Origin of the sequence: Aeromonas sp. EERV15 (assembly GCF_900079845.1) — a bacterium.
GTDB classification, from domain to species: domain Bacteria; phylum Pseudomonadota; class Gammaproteobacteria; order Enterobacterales; family Aeromonadaceae; genus Aeromonas; species Aeromonas sobria.
The window spans coordinates 1-13,712 of record NZ_FKKY02000025.1 but is presented as its reverse complement, the minus strand read 5'-3'; the positions used below and the strand labels follow the sequence as shown (position 1 = coordinate 13,712).

Here is a 13,712-nt window from a genome sequence, read left to right as displayed (position 1 = left end):
CCCGCTCCTACTGCACCCGATCAGATCCGGAAGTTAAGTAGCGAACTGCGACGACACCAGCGTTTAAGCCATTCGGTCACCCGGTTACTGGGCAGCCGGTTGAGTTCCCGCAGGATCTCGCTGGCCAGGCCCGGATTGAGCTTGTCGTTATAAACCGCCCCCACCAGATTGGCGTCGGCCCGCGTGAGTTTATCCACCGCACTCTGCACGGAGCTGGTCGGAGTGACCCCGGCCAACACCACCAGCAACGCCCCGTCACAGGCGCCACACACCTGATCGGCAGGAATGTTGCCCCGATTGAGGGCATTAAGGGGGGAGGTATCGAAGATCACCACATCGTAATGTTCGAACCAGCGCTGCAGCAGTTGGCGCAAGGTATCTTTGTTGCGAAACGCCATCAAATCTTTACCGGGTGCAGGCAACAGTGAGAGTGAACGACCATGCGCTACCGGCTCGGGCACATCGTTGGGCCCCCAGGCGAGCGCCGTCGCACGCCCCGGGTGATAAAGATTGAGATCCACCAGCAGGGTGCGAAGTCCATCGGCTTCTGCTCGTCTGGCTAGCGCATCGCAGATAGAACTGACCCCTTCCCCCCCTTCGGCAGAGGTAATGGCCAGCGAGCGTATTCCCCGTGCGAGAGTCGCCGCGTAGAGCGACTCCAGCTCGAGATATTGAATGGGGATGCTCATATCAAAGGGTCCCGACCAGCGCCACCACCGAAATCGTGGTGAGAATATCCCGCATCCCATCCATGAAAATCGCCCAGTTGCTGCTCTTGCTGTCAGGGATAAAGACGGTGTCCCCCGCCCGCAACACCGGCAACTGACTAAAGTCGGGTTCTTTGGCAAAGCCATCGAGATCAAAGCTGCGGGCCTGATCCCCCTGCCCGCTGGTGGCCATGTTGATCACCACGATCTTCTTGATATAGGCGGTGTTGGTCGGGCCACCGGCCTCAGCCAGCAGATCCAGCAGGGTCATGGAAGAGTCAAAGCGGTAGCGACCGGGGCGGGCAATCGCCCCCAGTACCCGAATGGTGTTCTCCTTGGGTTCATCCAGCCAGGGGCGATTCTTCTCTGGCAGATAAATGGAGTCGCCCGGCATCACCTTGGGCAGCAAGGTTTCATCACCGGTTTCAAAGTACATGGCAAGGTCGAGCTTGCTGACCCGCGCCGTGCTGCCATTGCGGTGGGCAATGCGCACATTGCGCAGATCAGCGGCCGCCGTTGGCCCATCGGCAGCCGACAAGATATCGATGAACCCCAGCTGGTCATTAAAGGCATAACGCCCCGGCGCGCCGACCTGGCCGAAGATATAGATGGAGCTGTCCGGTGACTGGCGCACCCATTGAGATTTGTTATCGCTGGGATCGGTGGGCAGCTCGGGGATCATGATGGTAAAACCCGCACGGATCCGGGGCAGGCTGGCCAGCGCCCCCCCCTGATGGAGAAACTTGTCGAGATCAAACAGGGTCGGCGTGGCCTGGCCCCCCTCGGAGGTGAGGATCTGGACTTTAGCGATATCGGCCCGCTCGCTGGGGCCACCGGCGTGAGCTATCAGATCCAGCAGCGACATCTCATCAGACCATTCATAACGACCCGGGATACGCACCGCCCCCATCACCATCACCGCCCGTCCGGGCGCCACCTTTAACCAGGACTTCTCGTTAATGTCGGTCTTCTCTGGCACAAAGATCGCGTCACCGGGTTTTATTTGTGGCAATGCCTTTTGGAGGCCCTCGGTATAGGCCTGCAGATCAATGGGCTCCACACTGCCATCGGTGCGCAGCAAGCGGATTTGGCGACTCTCGGCATAGCGGGTCGGGCCACCGGCATTGGCCAGTATATCGAGGAAGGAGTCCCCTTCCCGCCCCTCATAGGCGCCGGGCTTGAACACCTCGCCCATGATGTAGATGGTGCGGGCACCCCGTTTTATCTGCTCTTCATCCTTGGGCACGAAGATGGTGGCGCCCGGTGCCAGATTGGGCAGCAGCTTGTTGTTGCCGGAGTCGAGATAGGCTTTGAGATCGAACAGCTCGGGGGCATCGCCATTGATCACCCGGATCCGCTCCACCCCGGCAAAACGGGTCACCCCACCGGCCCGCATCAGCAGATCCACGATGGAGTTGCCACTCTTGAAACTGAAGGCACCGGGGCTGTTGACCTCCCCAAACACCTTGATCGCCTTGCCAGTATCGCCATCCCCGCCAGCCGCCAGGGTCGCCGCATCAAAATCGATCTGTACGTTGCCGATCAACGGGGATGCGGGCACAAACACCACATCAAGGGATTGCAGCGGCGGCAACACGCTGGCATCGCCGGTATCGAGATAACGCTTGTAGTCAAAACTCGAGACCGTGCTGCCACGGCGCACTTGCATATTGTTGAGCTGGGCCCCAGGGACCAGACCGCCAGCGGCATCGAGGGCCATCTGTACGTTGCCATCAGGGGCCAAATCATAACTGCCGGGTTTTTTGACATAGCCCATCACGCTGATCAGCAGCCGCTTCTCCAGCAAGGTGACGGTCAATTGAGAGAGGTTGTTGTAAACCGGTGTGAGGGCGCTGCGGATCAGCTCATCTGCCTGTGGCAGAGTCTTCCCCCCCACTACCACAGTGCCAACTTCAGGTAGCGTAATCTCCCCTTGCTTGTTGATCTGGAAAGGCTGATCAAAGGCAGGCTCACCGGGTTGCACGATGGCCAACCGATCACCGGGAGCGAGTAAGGAGGAAGCCAGTAACGGGCTAGTAAATAGCAGCAAGAAAAAACCGATCAATCCTTCGATAGCGCCCCGTTTCATAGACATCCTTTTTGTCTGTTACGTTTGCCCCCATTGTCGCAAGGGGAGCCCTGACCAATCAGTGCTACAGCCCGCAACGGTGGTTTGTTGCAGCCGCAAACGTACTTTTTGTAGTGACTGTGCCAACACTGTCTGACGCCAACCGACCTCAGACCAGAGCCGACCATGCATATCCCGTTCGATATCAATGCGTTGTGATTGTAATTGTTTAAGCTCAGCAGGCATACACTCCCTTAGATGAGATTGCTGTAACTGCACAATCTGCGAATCAAGGGTCTTCTGAGCCTCATCATAACGAGACCAGACTTTTCGTTCATCCTCATTCACCGGAATACGCGTCGGTCTTACCTCGGCCAGTCCGCCATAACCCGCAGGTGGCCACTGAGTACAACCCGACAGCATGATAGATGACAGCAATAGCCCCCATCGTTTCATGATGCGGCCGCCATCATGTTACGAGCACGCATATAGGTTTTGAGCGTGTCATGACAAGGGATCACCCTGTCTATATGTAACATTTCCAACAGGTCGTGGGGTTGACCTGGCCCACAAACAAGGGCCATCTGATGCCCGTTCATAATCAGTCTTTTATAGAGAAAAACCAATGCCCCGATCCCTGACGAGTCGATAAAGTGCACATCGCTGATATCTGCCAACACATTGCCATGATAGGTAGCCAGCTCCTCGAACAACGGACGCAACGCACTGACCGCCATCGCATCGAACTCATTTTCCAGTACCACAACCTGAGTGTCATTAAGGGTGTAAGTCATACTTTCCATGGTTAACTCCTTGTCTATATCCCGGACTGTTCACTGTCATCGCACCCGCCACGTTGCAGCTGTCGTGTTGCAAGTGTTATGCCGAGTCCAGATTAGTCGACCGGATAGCCCGTCATGCTCTCCATATGGTACTCCCCCCACCCTACTCTTTACACATTCAAACCCAATTTCAGTTACCAATTTGCAACAAGACTGCGTATTTCCTTGCAAACTGCAACGACAACTGTCACCAAAGACCACAGATAGACTGAACTCGCCTTAAAAATGCGGTGATACACGTGATATGTAACTCGGCCCAAGTTTTGCTTGCCTCCTGTTACCGGGAGCAACAGTGGTTGTTCTGCGTGTCATCATCGAACAGGTTCAAGGAGGATGTTATGAGACTAGGCCTTTATATCGCACCACTGCTGGGCGCCCTCTGCGGCATCACACAAGCCGCCCCGTCCCTTGAAGATGCGTTGCTCAAGGTAGAGGGAGCGATCGAAAGCCCCACTCATCACACGTTTTATCTGTGGGATAGCGCCATGCTGGACCAGTTGCCCCAGTATGAAATCAACACCCATACCCCCTGGTATGACAAGGCCAAGACGTTTCGCGGCCCGCGGCTGCAAGACGTTCTGGCCAAGGTCGGAGCAAATGGCACGCAACTCACCATCACCGCACTCAACGACTACTCGGTGCAGGTGCCCGCCAGTGATGCCGCGCAATACCAGGTGATCCTCGCCCGCACCATCGATGGCAAACCGCTCTCGATCCGCGATAAAGGCCCACTATTTCTCATCTATCCATTCGATCAGTATCCGGAGCTGCGCAACAAGCTCTATTACGGTCGCGCCATCTGGCAGATCAGCCAGATCAAGGTCGAGTAGGTCCCACCATGCGATCCCTGGCGGCGAGTCAGCGTTTTCTGGCGGTGGTGCTGTGCGTATTGCTGCTCGCCTTTGCCGGTATTGGCACGATTCAATATCGGCAATTTCAGGATCTGCAGCGCAGCACCAGCCAGGGTGAAGATAATGTGATGTGGAACTACTTCCAGCTCTACAACGAAGCCCTGCGCTTTCAAAATTCGCTACGCCATGAGCCGCAAGCCAAATATCAACTCAGATACGATATTTTGGTGAGCCGCATGGACCTTATTCTGCAGAGCAAGGATCGCTCGCTGCTACAGCAAACCGCGATCTACCAGCAAGCCAGCACGGGGATCCGCCACTATATTGCGCTGGCCGATCGCTGGCTGGGGCCGGAAGGGGCTGAACCGTTAGGGCCTGCCGCTCATCAGCAATTACATCAGCAACTGGCGCTGTTGCTTCCCTTGTTGCATCAACTGACCCTGGAGGTGAATCAACAGGCCACCCTGTTTGACGTAGCGCGTCGTGACGATGTCAGACAGCAGATCATCACCACCACCCTGATCGCCGCCCTGCAATTTTCCCTGCTGTTCATACTGGCCTTGTTAATCTCGCGGCAGATGAATATCTCGTCGAAGCAACACAAACTGATGCAGCAGCTCAATGATAAGCTGACGCGGGCTACCCGCGAGGCAGAGGCGGGCACCCGAGCCAAAAGCAGCTTTTTGGCCAATATGAGCCATGAGATCCGCACCCCGATGAATGGCATTCTCGGGATGCTTTCTCTGCTGGCCGATCGCGATATGGCCCCCCGGGAACGGGATTACCTTGAGACAGCACGCGAGTCTGCCAACCACTTGCTCGGCCTGCTCAACGACATTCTGGATATCTCAAAACTGGAAGAAGGCAAGATAGAGCTGCAGCTCACCCCCCATCACCTGCCACAACTGCTGGAAGATATTCGCGCATTGCTACAAAGCAGCTGCAATGAAAAAGGGATCACCCTCACCCTCACCATTGCCGACGATACCCCCGAATGGTTGATGATCGACCCGCTCAGAGTACGCCAGATCCTGTTTAATCTGCTCAGTAATGCCATCAAATTCACCCATCAGGGCGAAGTCAACATCCATATTGATAGCACCAGGCTGGAGCAGGAACATTACTCCATACGGGTAGCGATCCAGGATACCGGCATTGGTATGAGCAAGTACCAGCTGCAAAACCTGTTTCAGCGATTTGCTCAGGCAGATGTGTCTATTACTCGTCAATATGGTGGCTCCGGTTTGGGCCTTGAAATATCACGCAACCTGGCACGACTGATGGGCGGAGATATCTCGGTGGCAAGCCAAGAGGGAAAAGGCAGCCTATTTACCTATATCTGGCCAGCGCAAGCCACCACCCCCTCCATTGTCTGCCTGCCCGCCAAGCCTGCGGATCAAGAGCGCTACCGTATCTTGCTGGTGGATGATAATGCCACCAACCGCAAGGTGATTGGCGCCATGCTCGACTCGGTTGGCCATCAGGTCACCCTTGCCGTACAGGGGGCTGAAGCGCTGGAGAAACTGGCTGACGCTGACTTTGATCTGGTGCTGATGGACGTACAGATGCCCATCATGGATGGCCTGGCAGCAACCACACACATTCGGACTTCCCAGCACCCGTGGGCAACTATCCCCATTATCGCTTTAACCGCCGATGCCATGCCCGAGTCCAAGCAGTACTACTTGTCACACGGCATGAATGGCTACATCACCAAACCGATCAATAAAGAAACCCTGCTCAACGAGATCAACAGACAAGTCTCACGGGGCCTGTATCAGCGCAATCACACCCACCCTCGTCATGGATAGCGCCCAGTGTTGGGGTCAAAAACCGTATGCCATGGGCAGGGGCTTGGGTGGATGGCGGATTGCCTCCACCTGGACCCGTCCCCCTCTAACCGAACGAGGGGCCCGCAGGCCCCTCATTGGTTAATTTTCACGTTATGCCCAACAGGCATCATTTGCGGGTTCATCTACGACAGACTTGTGCCAGATGCCCATTCGATGTCGCTATGACTCAGCAGCCGTTGGTGCAGGTTTCAGCGGGATTGTTCCCCAATATCCGAACCAGTAACGCACGAGGTTCACGAACAGCATCAGTGCCCACTGCGAGCACTTTGCCGTCCATGTTCGCTGTGTATTCAGCCACCACATCCCCAAAGGCATTACGCTGCAACGCAACTTTCTGCCCCTGTTTCACATCGTCCCCCAACTTGACGAGGATCTCGGCAAAACCACCCGTTGTTGCCCGGATCGAGCTCATTTCATTACCGATATATGCCTTGTGGCTCTCGGCGGTTGCACCCAGCTTGCCGTCTATCACCTTGTAGTGGGTTAATACGTTTAAAGCCCCCTGCAACCCACGATCTATCATGTCCTGTTGATACACGCGCGGCTCGCCCACTTCTGCGGTTATCGCCGGGATACCATTCTCAACAAACGTCGTTTCCATCGAGCCGGTTTCACCAGGATCTTTTTTGATTTGGTCAGCGGGGAACAGTTCAGCAATGGTCTTCACATCCGCATTGCGATAGTCGGCATAGATAAAGAGTGGGTACGCAGTTCCGGTAGACTGGGTGTGGTAGTCGATGGCCAAATCGACATTCCCTTTGTAGATCTTGTTCCACATCAACCACGCCTGACGCTCGGGGGAATTACCTGCCTCTTTACCTGGATGGATCCGGTTGTAATCGATCACATCGCCACCATCGGTCGAGATCGCCCAAGTACGTGACACACGCTCCAGCCCGGAACGATTGGGGCCAATCACACCAATAACACTCCCTTTCATCTTGGCCGGATCAAGTTGTGCCATCGCCTTTTGCACGATCCGGACACCATTGAGCTCGTCACCATGTACGCCTACCTGCAGCAATACTTTTTTACCATCAGCAGCACCTTTGGCCACCATGATCGGCACATACCAACGCTGACCGGTTCCGGTCTCGACGCCCTCAAACATAAAGCGGTGCTGACCTGTAGCAAGATCTGCTACATCCAGGGCCGAGATCACTGGCACGCCTTGGACCTTATCGCCGGTGTATTGGGTTGCAGCCTGAGCAACCGAACCAAAAAGTGCTAATCCAACAGCAAACGCAACATAACGCATACGACTCTCCATGATGCTCAATATGATTAGTAAATCCCGACTCGATAAGCTGGCAGGCAGTCCAAGGCTAAAACATGTCGAGGTGACTAAGCTATCAAGGAGATATGTCGAGTATCTACTTTGGGTTAGAAGAAATGTGATGCAAAGACATAGTCTTGGGCACATTGAAGACGAATGAATCCACTCTCCCTTGTGCTGACATGCAAGACCACAAAACCAAATCACATCTGCCGTTTTTGATTTTCCCGTTTTGCCCGCCAACAAAGGCAAAGGGCCCAAACCAAGCAGCCAATCTGCTGAAATTTCAGCTAGTTATAGAACTTTTCCTGTATGAAATCTCGTAGAAAAAGTTCTTAGATCTGCCGATATTTCAGCAGTTAGGCAGGCTCCCCCTTTTAACTGGCATCAGAAAAGGATGAGAGGGCGGTCTCTATCACCTCATGGAGCTTATCCAGCGAGACATCCCCACCGTATCGGTCATAGCTGATCGCCCCGTTGGTGTGACCCAAGATCGCCGCCGCATACTGCAATGGCACTCCGTGCTCTTTGAGTGCTGCCCCCACGGTATGCCGCAGGCTGTGGAAGTCCTTATCTACAGGACGATGGCGGCTAAACCACTGCCCCCACAGGTGGCTGTAACCGTCCTGTCGATGGGGAAGTTCAGGGAAGAGGCGTCCCCCTCGCCTCTCCTTCACAAACTCGATGAAACCGCTCTGGAGGAGGTGTCGATGGAGAGGAACGAGACGAGCACTGTTGGCCGTCTTGAGTTTCTGGTCTGGCCGTCCACTGCGAATATTCAGGCACCATATACCGTCAACCTGTTGCACATCATCGGCATAGAGCTGACAGATTTCGTTGGCACGAGCTCCGGTGAACAGACCCAGCAGAGCAATCCACCTACGGTGGGGCTCTTGCTGCTTAGCCCACCCGATAAACTTGCGACGTTCTTCCGCTGTGTACCCACTCCGTGAGTTCACCTCCTTGGCTCGCTGCAGCTTCAATCCGGCGAAGTGGTTGATGACCCCCTCCTGATGGTTAGCCAGCCAGTTAAACAGCAGGGAGAGCTTCTGGAGATACTTGTTGATGGTGGTCGGACTCTTGCCGGAGTTCAGCAGGTCCTCCTTGAACTTGACCACATCCGCTTTCGCATAGTCAGTAGCCGGTCTATCACCCAGCGCCTTGATGAAGCAGCCGATGTAGTTCTTCTGGTTGCTGAGTTCTTTCGGTGCCCAAGAGAGGGCCTTCTCTTTCAGATAGCGGTCACTCAGGACCGACAGGAGCGGAGCAAGCGGTTTGGCCGCCGGAGTCATCGGCTGGGCTACTGATTGCTCATGTGGGGCAACATTGACGTCTGCAGGCAACTGAATGGGCTTGGGTCTGGAACGTACGCAGGCAAGCAGCTGAGTCACCTTGTGGCGTGCACAAAGCTTATCTCGGGTATGCAGGGGTTTTTTGATCTCTTTACGACGACCACAGGGGAGCGTGGTGACTTTCCGGTAATACCAGATGCCGTGGGGACTGAGCCAGAGATTCATTGATGAGCTCCTTGTCGTCCACACAAAGTGGATGACCAAGGGCTTTAGAAAGGTAACTTATTGAATTGCAGAAACAAGTGGTGGCCCTACCAGCCACATCCCGGCACTCGAGTCCCCCACCTTGGCTGCTACCTTCCGGTCCTGACCAGGTCGACGGGTTATCAATGCGAGCCCAAATAAATCAGGCACTTGGGGATGGAACTGATTGCCATCACAGTGTTCTGAAACCTCAACAAGCGAGAATCCGCCGCAAGTACGGTCATCCACATCAAGTGGACATGCTTAAATTGGTAACAAACAGGCCAATCCTACCCGCCCTCCCCCGTACCCTGCAAGCACCTCATTACAGACCCCATCCCCTCCCTCGACAGCTCAACAATCAACCCAATATTGAGCAAAATGAAATCTAATGGTAACTTTGGGTCTCACTTAAACCCGAGGTGACATATGGCTACGAACACAGGCAAAGGCTATCGACAAGGTTCCGTCAACGACCGTACCCAAGTTCAGAACCCGGTTAACGGGAACTGGACGAAACGCGATACGGATAGCGGCAAGTTTATCGAGCAGAAACAAGGTGGGGAGCCCTTCAAAGGGGTAGCCAAAGAAACCGACAACCGCCGTAAGTGAGTTCATCGATGACCGACCAGTGCTCTTGTGGCCAGCCCCTCAATCATTCTGTTGTGTTCCATCAAAATGGGCAGAAACTCAAAAGCTGCCCGAACTGTTCAGAACAGGCTGGCGTTCATGTGTTCTATCGAGCAGGAGAGTTCGGATTCAGGCGGATGGCTGGTGTAACCAGGATACAATCATGGTGCCGTGGTTGCCGAGCCAAGCACCGCTACCGGCTTGATGCCTTGCATACCTGCTAAAGAAAAGGAGCTCTGATGTGAGCTCCTTCAAGTCTACTAGGCCAGAATCGCCACTGCCGGAAACAGCAGAAGCAAATGGAACAATAACAAGATCTGGGTAGGATATCCCTGCACCTTCCCAATCTCCTCTTTCATCTCCTCTGCAAGGTTATCGCTGTTGCGGTAACTTGGGATCAAGAAGAGTAGAGCCAAGCCAACGTAGACCATCACTTGGCCTGCCAATATCCATGAATCGTAACCCATTGAAGACAACTGCTCTGCCGTCTTGGCCGTAACATCAAAGCCCCGTCCATAGACCTCAGCATTAATTCTCGAATGTTCGGCAAAGCGAGCGAACCATGCCGACCGTTCGATACTGAGATACCAGCCAAGAATCACTCCCGCCGCAGTAATCGTAACGATAGCAACGCCAATCATGCGGCTCAATGGGTCTGTGAGTGCGGCTGCCTGGAGGCGTTTCTCATAGCCAATAAAGACCAGAATGGCCCAGTGCAATGTCCCAACTACAACCGTGCCCATGATGATCCAGAGCCCCGCATCGTGGTTAATAACAAGGTCCATTCGAGGCAATAGAAACTGCCAGGCGAGCACGAGAAGTGCCGTCAGCCACAATCCCCACAGGTGAGCCCTCAGCATGCCCGAGAGATAGGCGTTATAACTGCAGATCCCTCCCCGCAGATAGGGGTTGTTATTGACCTCGGTTGAATTGGATGGAAGTTCTAATCGCACAGAGTGCTTTAGCCAATCGCGATAACGTGCCCACTTGCCCGCGACCTGTGTCGATGCAGTTTCCCTCTGCTCGAAGAACCGGCCAGAATCTTGTTTCGTCTTCTCTTGTTCCATGTCGTTATCCTTGTTGTCAAAACCACTCATTCGCCAGACAGCCCACGCAAGATCCGCTGAACGCTGGAGAGACTGATCCCCGTTCGACGTGCGATTTCAGCCTTGGCGAGCCCTCTTGCTGCGAGCGCCTGCACCTCATCCCCCTTCGCCATGGCTGTCGGCTTGCGGCCCTTGTAGACCCCACGTCTCCTAGCCAGCTCAATCCCTTCTGCCTGACGCTCCAGCATCAGCTCCCGCTCAAACGTGGCGATGGCACCGATCATGGTCAGCATCAGTTTTCCGGTCGGTGTCGAGGTATCGATACCCAGATTCAAAATCCTCAGAGCAACCCGCTTAGCGTGCAGGTACTCCGAGATCTCCAACAGGTGGCGAGTGTTGCGAGCCAAGCGATCCAGCTTGGTCACCATCACTACGTCTCCCTCACGAACAAAATCCAGCATCAACGAGAGCTGAGGGCGGTCATCCTTGGCCCCGCTCACTTTCTCCTGGAATATCTTGCTGCACTCGGCCAGAGCCTGAAGCTGGGCATCCAGGCTCTGCCCCACAGTGCTGACACGTGCATATCCCACCAGTGCCATGGTCTCCTCCTGGTCAATAGGGCAAGGTACACTGACGCGACCTGTCAAAAGGTCCAAAGGAACCCATGTGACCGGCAAAAAGTCCTACTTTCGCTCGCGTCACATGGCCTTGGTCTATTGACCTGTGCCAGTGATACAAATGAAAACGGGCCGCTCCGTGATGGAGGGCCCGCAAGGGTAGCCAACCAGATGACTCTGGCTGCTTTATCTAATGGTCATACTGTGTGCCGACCGGGGGATCTCAATGACGCGTCGCCCCGCCAGGCATCCGTAATACCTTGGCCAGCTCCTCAGCGTGAGCCTTGTCACGGGCGATTAGGCGGATCATCAGGGTTCCCCCTGCAATGGCAACCAGAGTCACCGAGGTCAGGATCATTTTGTTCATGGGTAGTCCTCTTCGTTCATGTTGTAGAAGTGTGGCGGCATGTAGCGGGCCATCATCGCGTTGACGATGACAGACGCGAACGCCGTCAGGGCTGCCTTCAAGGCGTCCAGCAGCAAAGTTTTCATGAAGTCATTCATAACGATTACTCAGGGGTTATCTTCAGGCGGTAGACCTCCATCCGGTGATAGTCGAGAAAGTTCCTCTCCCAGAGCCGGTAGAGGTCCATGGTGGTGGCCAGCGGCCGCTCTCCACACCAGAGCTGTGAGGCCAGCCCGGCGTTGAAGTCAAAATCGAGATCCTTGACCAGCTCGCCACCGAGGTAAGTGAACTCGGTGACATAGGCCATCCCCCAGCTCCCAGCCCGTTTCTCCAGACGAATTTCGACCGGACGGTAACCACCAGTGTCGGCGGAATAATCGGGGCTGCGGAAGTTGAGGGTCAGGGCAGTGGCATCGGGGTGGAGGTCGATTAACTTGGCGAACAGGGCCTGTAGCGGTTTGGATGGGGTCATAGCAGCCCCCTGTCGGCAAACGAGACGATGTCGTGCTGTCCCACCACAAAGTGGTCGAGTACTCGCACGTCTACCATCTCGAGCAGATCCTTGAGACGAGTAGTAATCGCTTTGTCTGCGTCTGAAGGGTCGACCATACCGGAGGGATGATTGTGGGCCAGAATGACCGCTGCGGCGTTTCTGTTTAGGGCCGCCTTGACCACCTCACGGGGATGAATAGTGCCCGCATTGATGGTGCCAAAGAACAGCTCCTGGAAATCGAGTAACCGATGCTGATTGTCGAGCAGCATGACGGCGAACACTTCCCGCTCGTACTCCCCCATCTTGAGCCGAAGGAAGTCTGCTGCCGCTTTGGGTTGAGTGAAGGCATGGCCCAGATGCCGCTGTCGGCTTTCCAGAATGGCCAATGCCTGATTGATGATGTGATCGCCCTGTCCGGGGTGATCATCATAGTGGTGTGTCATAACAGTAACCTCGCATCATTTGGGTACACGAGTTACTTATGCCAATATATCTCCGTGTTATTGATCCCGAATGAAGCTGGTATAAGTTAAGCTGTGATGAAATATATTTAAGGCACCTTCTTAAAAATTTCCGATCTGAATCACGAATTTTATTAATACAAAGTGATAACTTTAGATCTCTCTCGACAACGTCACGAGAGAATAAGCAGAACATAATGAATGCATGAACATTGTTATAATAACTATAAAATTAATAAATACATGCCCACTTAATTAACAAGTGAGGTTTATGTATTTACCCTGCTTTTTGAAACGAAAAGCGTCTTTACAAAAATTCATTTGACTGCTCCCCTTTATTTAATACTTAGGAGAACTGTCATGGAAATTACACATTTTAGTCCTGCTCAACATGGTGAATTTGGCTATACAATTGGAAAGCCAAATTCTAACCATGAAGTAATTATCGCAAGAACCCCTATCATTGGATATTGTATATATCTCTCTGAGACAAAAAATGAGGAGGTAATGGTATTCAGCTTACCAGTCTGTTCAGTCGGAGAAAATCGAGATCCGTTGTTCATTCAGCGATATGACGGAACATTCACAGACGTCAACGGAGAACATCAATTCTATTCATTAGTTGAAATGATGGATCATTATGGCTATGAGCCGAATGATCCAGGAGTTCTACCATCAAGCAATCCAAAAGAGTTGTCTATGTATATCTGGCGTCCCCTGCGGAATCCACATAACTAATAGCTGCTGAATTTTAACCTGGCCCTTTCCCCGTGACTTAAAGGAAAGGGCTTTTTATTCAGCTAAATAACTGATCCTAATAGTGCTACACCTTCGCTGTGCCATAGCCATTCCCGGGGAAAGGAGACACGGTATCCATGAAGTGTTTCACTCGAGCCAGCAGGTTGGCCATCCCTCTGCATTGATGAT

The 13,712-nt window shown here is 53.8% G+C and carries 16 protein-coding genes and 1 other RNA gene; 4 read left to right on the top strand and 13 right to left on the bottom strand.

The window, feature by feature from the left end; translation table 11 throughout:
- Window positions 1–20: 20 nt before the first annotated feature.
- From BN4575_RS18555 to BN4575_RS18545, 4 genes are read right to left on the bottom strand one after another with little or no spacing between them, the layout of a single operon-like run.
- The gene (locus BN4575_RS18555) at window positions 21–689 is read right to left on the bottom strand and encodes a tyrosine-protein kinase family protein (protein ID WP_068979293.1); all 669 of its coding nucleotides are present in this window, start codon (window positions 687–689) and stop codon (window positions 21–23) included.
- Between the two features lies 1 nt (window position 690).
- Window positions 691–2,796, bottom strand: a complete 2,106-nt coding sequence (locus tag BN4575_RS18550) for an SLBB domain-containing protein (protein ID WP_083221078.1) — start codon at window positions 2,794–2,796, stop codon at window positions 691–693.
- An 18-nt stretch (window positions 2,797–2,814) separates the two neighbouring features.
- Window positions 2,815–3,231, bottom strand: coding sequence for a hypothetical protein (locus BN4575_RS21365; RefSeq protein ID WP_083221077.1), 417 nt, complete (start codon window positions 3,229–3,231; stop codon window positions 2,815–2,817).
- Window positions 3,228–3,578, bottom strand: a complete 351-nt coding sequence (locus tag BN4575_RS18545; protein ID WP_042020833.1) for an STAS domain-containing protein — start codon at window positions 3,576–3,578, stop codon at window positions 3,228–3,230. The genes BN4575_RS21365 and BN4575_RS18545 overlap by 4 nt, the downstream gene beginning before the upstream one ends.
- Before the next feature lie 377 nt (window positions 3,579–3,955).
- Here BN4575_RS18545 and BN4575_RS18540 point away from each other — a divergent pair, with 377 nt between their 5' ends.
- Complete coding sequence (locus tag BN4575_RS18540) at window positions 3,956–4,447, top strand: molybdopterin-dependent oxidoreductase (RefSeq protein WP_042020835.1); 492 nt, start codon at window positions 3,956–3,958, stop codon at window positions 4,445–4,447.
- Between the two features lie 8 nt (window positions 4,448–4,455).
- Entirely contained in the window at window positions 4,456–6,279 is a 1,824-nt protein-coding gene (locus tag BN4575_RS18535) for a response regulator (RefSeq protein ID WP_068979291.1), read from the top strand.
- Window positions 6,280–6,487: 208 nt separating this feature from the next.
- Here the strand turns inward: BN4575_RS18535 and BN4575_RS18530 are convergent, their stop codons facing one another.
- The 3 genes from BN4575_RS18530 to ffs form a co-directional block, all read right to left on the bottom strand.
- Window positions 6,488–7,579: a M14 family metallopeptidase gene (locus tag BN4575_RS18530; protein ID WP_218060779.1), complete on the bottom strand. Its 1,092-nt coding sequence runs from the start codon at window positions 7,577–7,579 to the stop codon at window positions 6,488–6,490.
- Between the two features lie 395 nt (window positions 7,580–7,974).
- Window positions 7,975–9,114, bottom strand: coding sequence for a site-specific integrase (locus BN4575_RS18525; RefSeq protein WP_068979290.1), 1,140 nt, complete (start codon window positions 9,112–9,114; stop codon window positions 7,975–7,977).
- 84 nt (window positions 9,115–9,198) lie between these two features.
- Window positions 9,199–9,292, bottom strand: an RNA gene (gene ffs / locus BN4575_RS18520) — signal recognition particle sRNA small type.
- Window positions 9,293–9,561: 269 nt separating this feature from the next.
- Between ffs and BN4575_RS18515 the strand changes: the two genes are divergently transcribed.
- Window positions 9,562–9,744: a hypothetical protein gene (locus tag BN4575_RS18515; protein WP_021230269.1), complete on the top strand. Its 183-nt coding sequence runs from the start codon at window positions 9,562–9,564 to the stop codon at window positions 9,742–9,744.
- 278 nt (window positions 9,745–10,022) lie between these two features.
- Here BN4575_RS18515 and BN4575_RS18510 read toward each other — a convergent pair whose 3' ends face one another.
- The 6 genes from BN4575_RS18510 to radC all read right to left on the bottom strand — a co-directional run bounded on the left by BN4575_RS18510 (window position 10,023) and on the right by radC (window position 12,767).
- Entirely contained in the window at window positions 10,023–10,829 is an 807-nt protein-coding gene (locus BN4575_RS18510) for a hypothetical protein (protein WP_068979289.1), read from the bottom strand.
- 26 nt (window positions 10,830–10,855) lie between these two features.
- Entirely contained in the window at window positions 10,856–11,407 is a 552-nt protein-coding gene (locus BN4575_RS18505) for a recombinase family protein (protein ID WP_042650354.1), read from the bottom strand.
- A gap of 241 nt (window positions 11,408–11,648) precedes the next feature.
- Window positions 11,649–11,792: a hypothetical protein gene (locus BN4575_RS22120; RefSeq protein ID WP_005345168.1), complete on the bottom strand. Its 144-nt coding sequence runs from the start codon at window positions 11,790–11,792 to the stop codon at window positions 11,649–11,651.
- The gene (locus tag BN4575_RS22115) at window positions 11,789–11,929 is read right to left on the bottom strand and encodes a hypothetical protein (protein ID WP_021230273.1); all 141 of its coding nucleotides are present in this window, start codon (window positions 11,927–11,929) and stop codon (window positions 11,789–11,791) included. The genes BN4575_RS22120 and BN4575_RS22115 overlap by 4 nt, the downstream gene beginning before the upstream one ends.
- Before the next feature lie 5 nt (window positions 11,930–11,934).
- A complete protein-coding gene (locus tag BN4575_RS18500; RefSeq protein WP_005345165.1) occupies window positions 11,935–12,303 on the bottom strand; it encodes a DUF2787 family protein in 369 nt (122 codons plus the stop codon).
- Window positions 12,300–12,767 (bottom strand): RadC family protein, encoded by a 468-nt coding sequence (gene radC / locus BN4575_RS18495; protein WP_060389230.1) that lies wholly within the window; start codon window positions 12,765–12,767, stop codon window positions 12,300–12,302. The genes BN4575_RS18500 and radC overlap by 4 nt, the downstream gene beginning before the upstream one ends.
- A gap of 378 nt (window positions 12,768–13,145) precedes the next feature.
- Here radC and BN4575_RS21910 point away from each other — a divergent pair, with 378 nt between their 5' ends.
- Window positions 13,146–13,523: a hypothetical protein gene (locus BN4575_RS21910; protein ID WP_141689869.1), complete on the top strand. Its 378-nt coding sequence runs from the start codon at window positions 13,146–13,148 to the stop codon at window positions 13,521–13,523.
- The last annotated feature ends 189 nt before the right edge of the window (window positions 13,524–13,712 follow it).

Coding starts and splice junctions, on each gene's coding strand:
- BN4575_RS18555 (WP_068979293.1), bottom strand. CDS start 689: ATGAGCATCCCCATTCAATATCTCGAGCTGGAGTCGCTCTACGCGGCG.
- BN4575_RS18550 (WP_083221078.1), bottom strand. CDS start 2,796: ATGAAACGGGGCGCTATCGAAGGATTGATCGGTTTTTTCTTGCTGCTA.
- BN4575_RS21365 (WP_083221077.1), bottom strand. CDS start 3,231: ATGAAACGATGGGGGCTATTGCTGTCATCTATCATGCTGTCGGGTTGT.
- BN4575_RS18545 (WP_042020833.1), bottom strand. CDS start 3,578: ATGGAAAGTATGACTTACACCCTTAATGACACTCAGGTTGTGGTACTG.
- BN4575_RS18540 (WP_042020835.1), top strand. CDS start 3,956: ATGAGACTAGGCCTTTATATCGCACCACTGCTGGGCGCCCTCTGCGGC.
- BN4575_RS18535 (WP_068979291.1), top strand. CDS start 4,456: ATGCGATCCCTGGCGGCGAGTCAGCGTTTTCTGGCGGTGGTGCTGTGC.
- BN4575_RS18530 (WP_218060779.1), bottom strand. CDS start 7,579: ATGCGTTATGTTGCGTTTGCTGTTGGATTAGCACTTTTTGGTTCGGTT.
- BN4575_RS18525 (WP_068979290.1), bottom strand. CDS start 9,114: ATGAATCTCTGGCTCAGTCCCCACGGCATCTGGTATTACCGGAAAGTC.
- BN4575_RS18515 (WP_021230269.1), top strand. CDS start 9,562: ATGGCTACGAACACAGGCAAAGGCTATCGACAAGGTTCCGTCAACGAC.
- BN4575_RS18510 (WP_068979289.1), bottom strand. CDS start 10,829: ATGGAACAAGAGAAGACGAAACAAGATTCTGGCCGGTTCTTCGAGCAG.
- BN4575_RS18505 (WP_042650354.1), bottom strand. CDS start 11,407: ATGGCACTGGTGGGATATGCACGTGTCAGCACTGTGGGGCAGAGCCTG.
- BN4575_RS22120 (WP_005345168.1), bottom strand. CDS start 11,792: ATGAACAAAATGATCCTGACCTCGGTGACTCTGGTTGCCATTGCAGGG.
- BN4575_RS22115 (WP_021230273.1), bottom strand. CDS start 11,929: ATGAATGACTTCATGAAAACTTTGCTGCTGGACGCCTTGAAGGCAGCC.
- BN4575_RS18500 (WP_005345165.1), bottom strand. CDS start 12,303: ATGACCCCATCCAAACCGCTACAGGCCCTGTTCGCCAAGTTAATCGAC.
- radC (WP_060389230.1), bottom strand. CDS start 12,767: ATGACACACCACTATGATGATCACCCCGGACAGGGCGATCACATCATC.
- BN4575_RS21910 (WP_141689869.1), top strand. CDS start 13,146: ATGGAAATTACACATTTTAGTCCTGCTCAACATGGTGAATTTGGCTAT.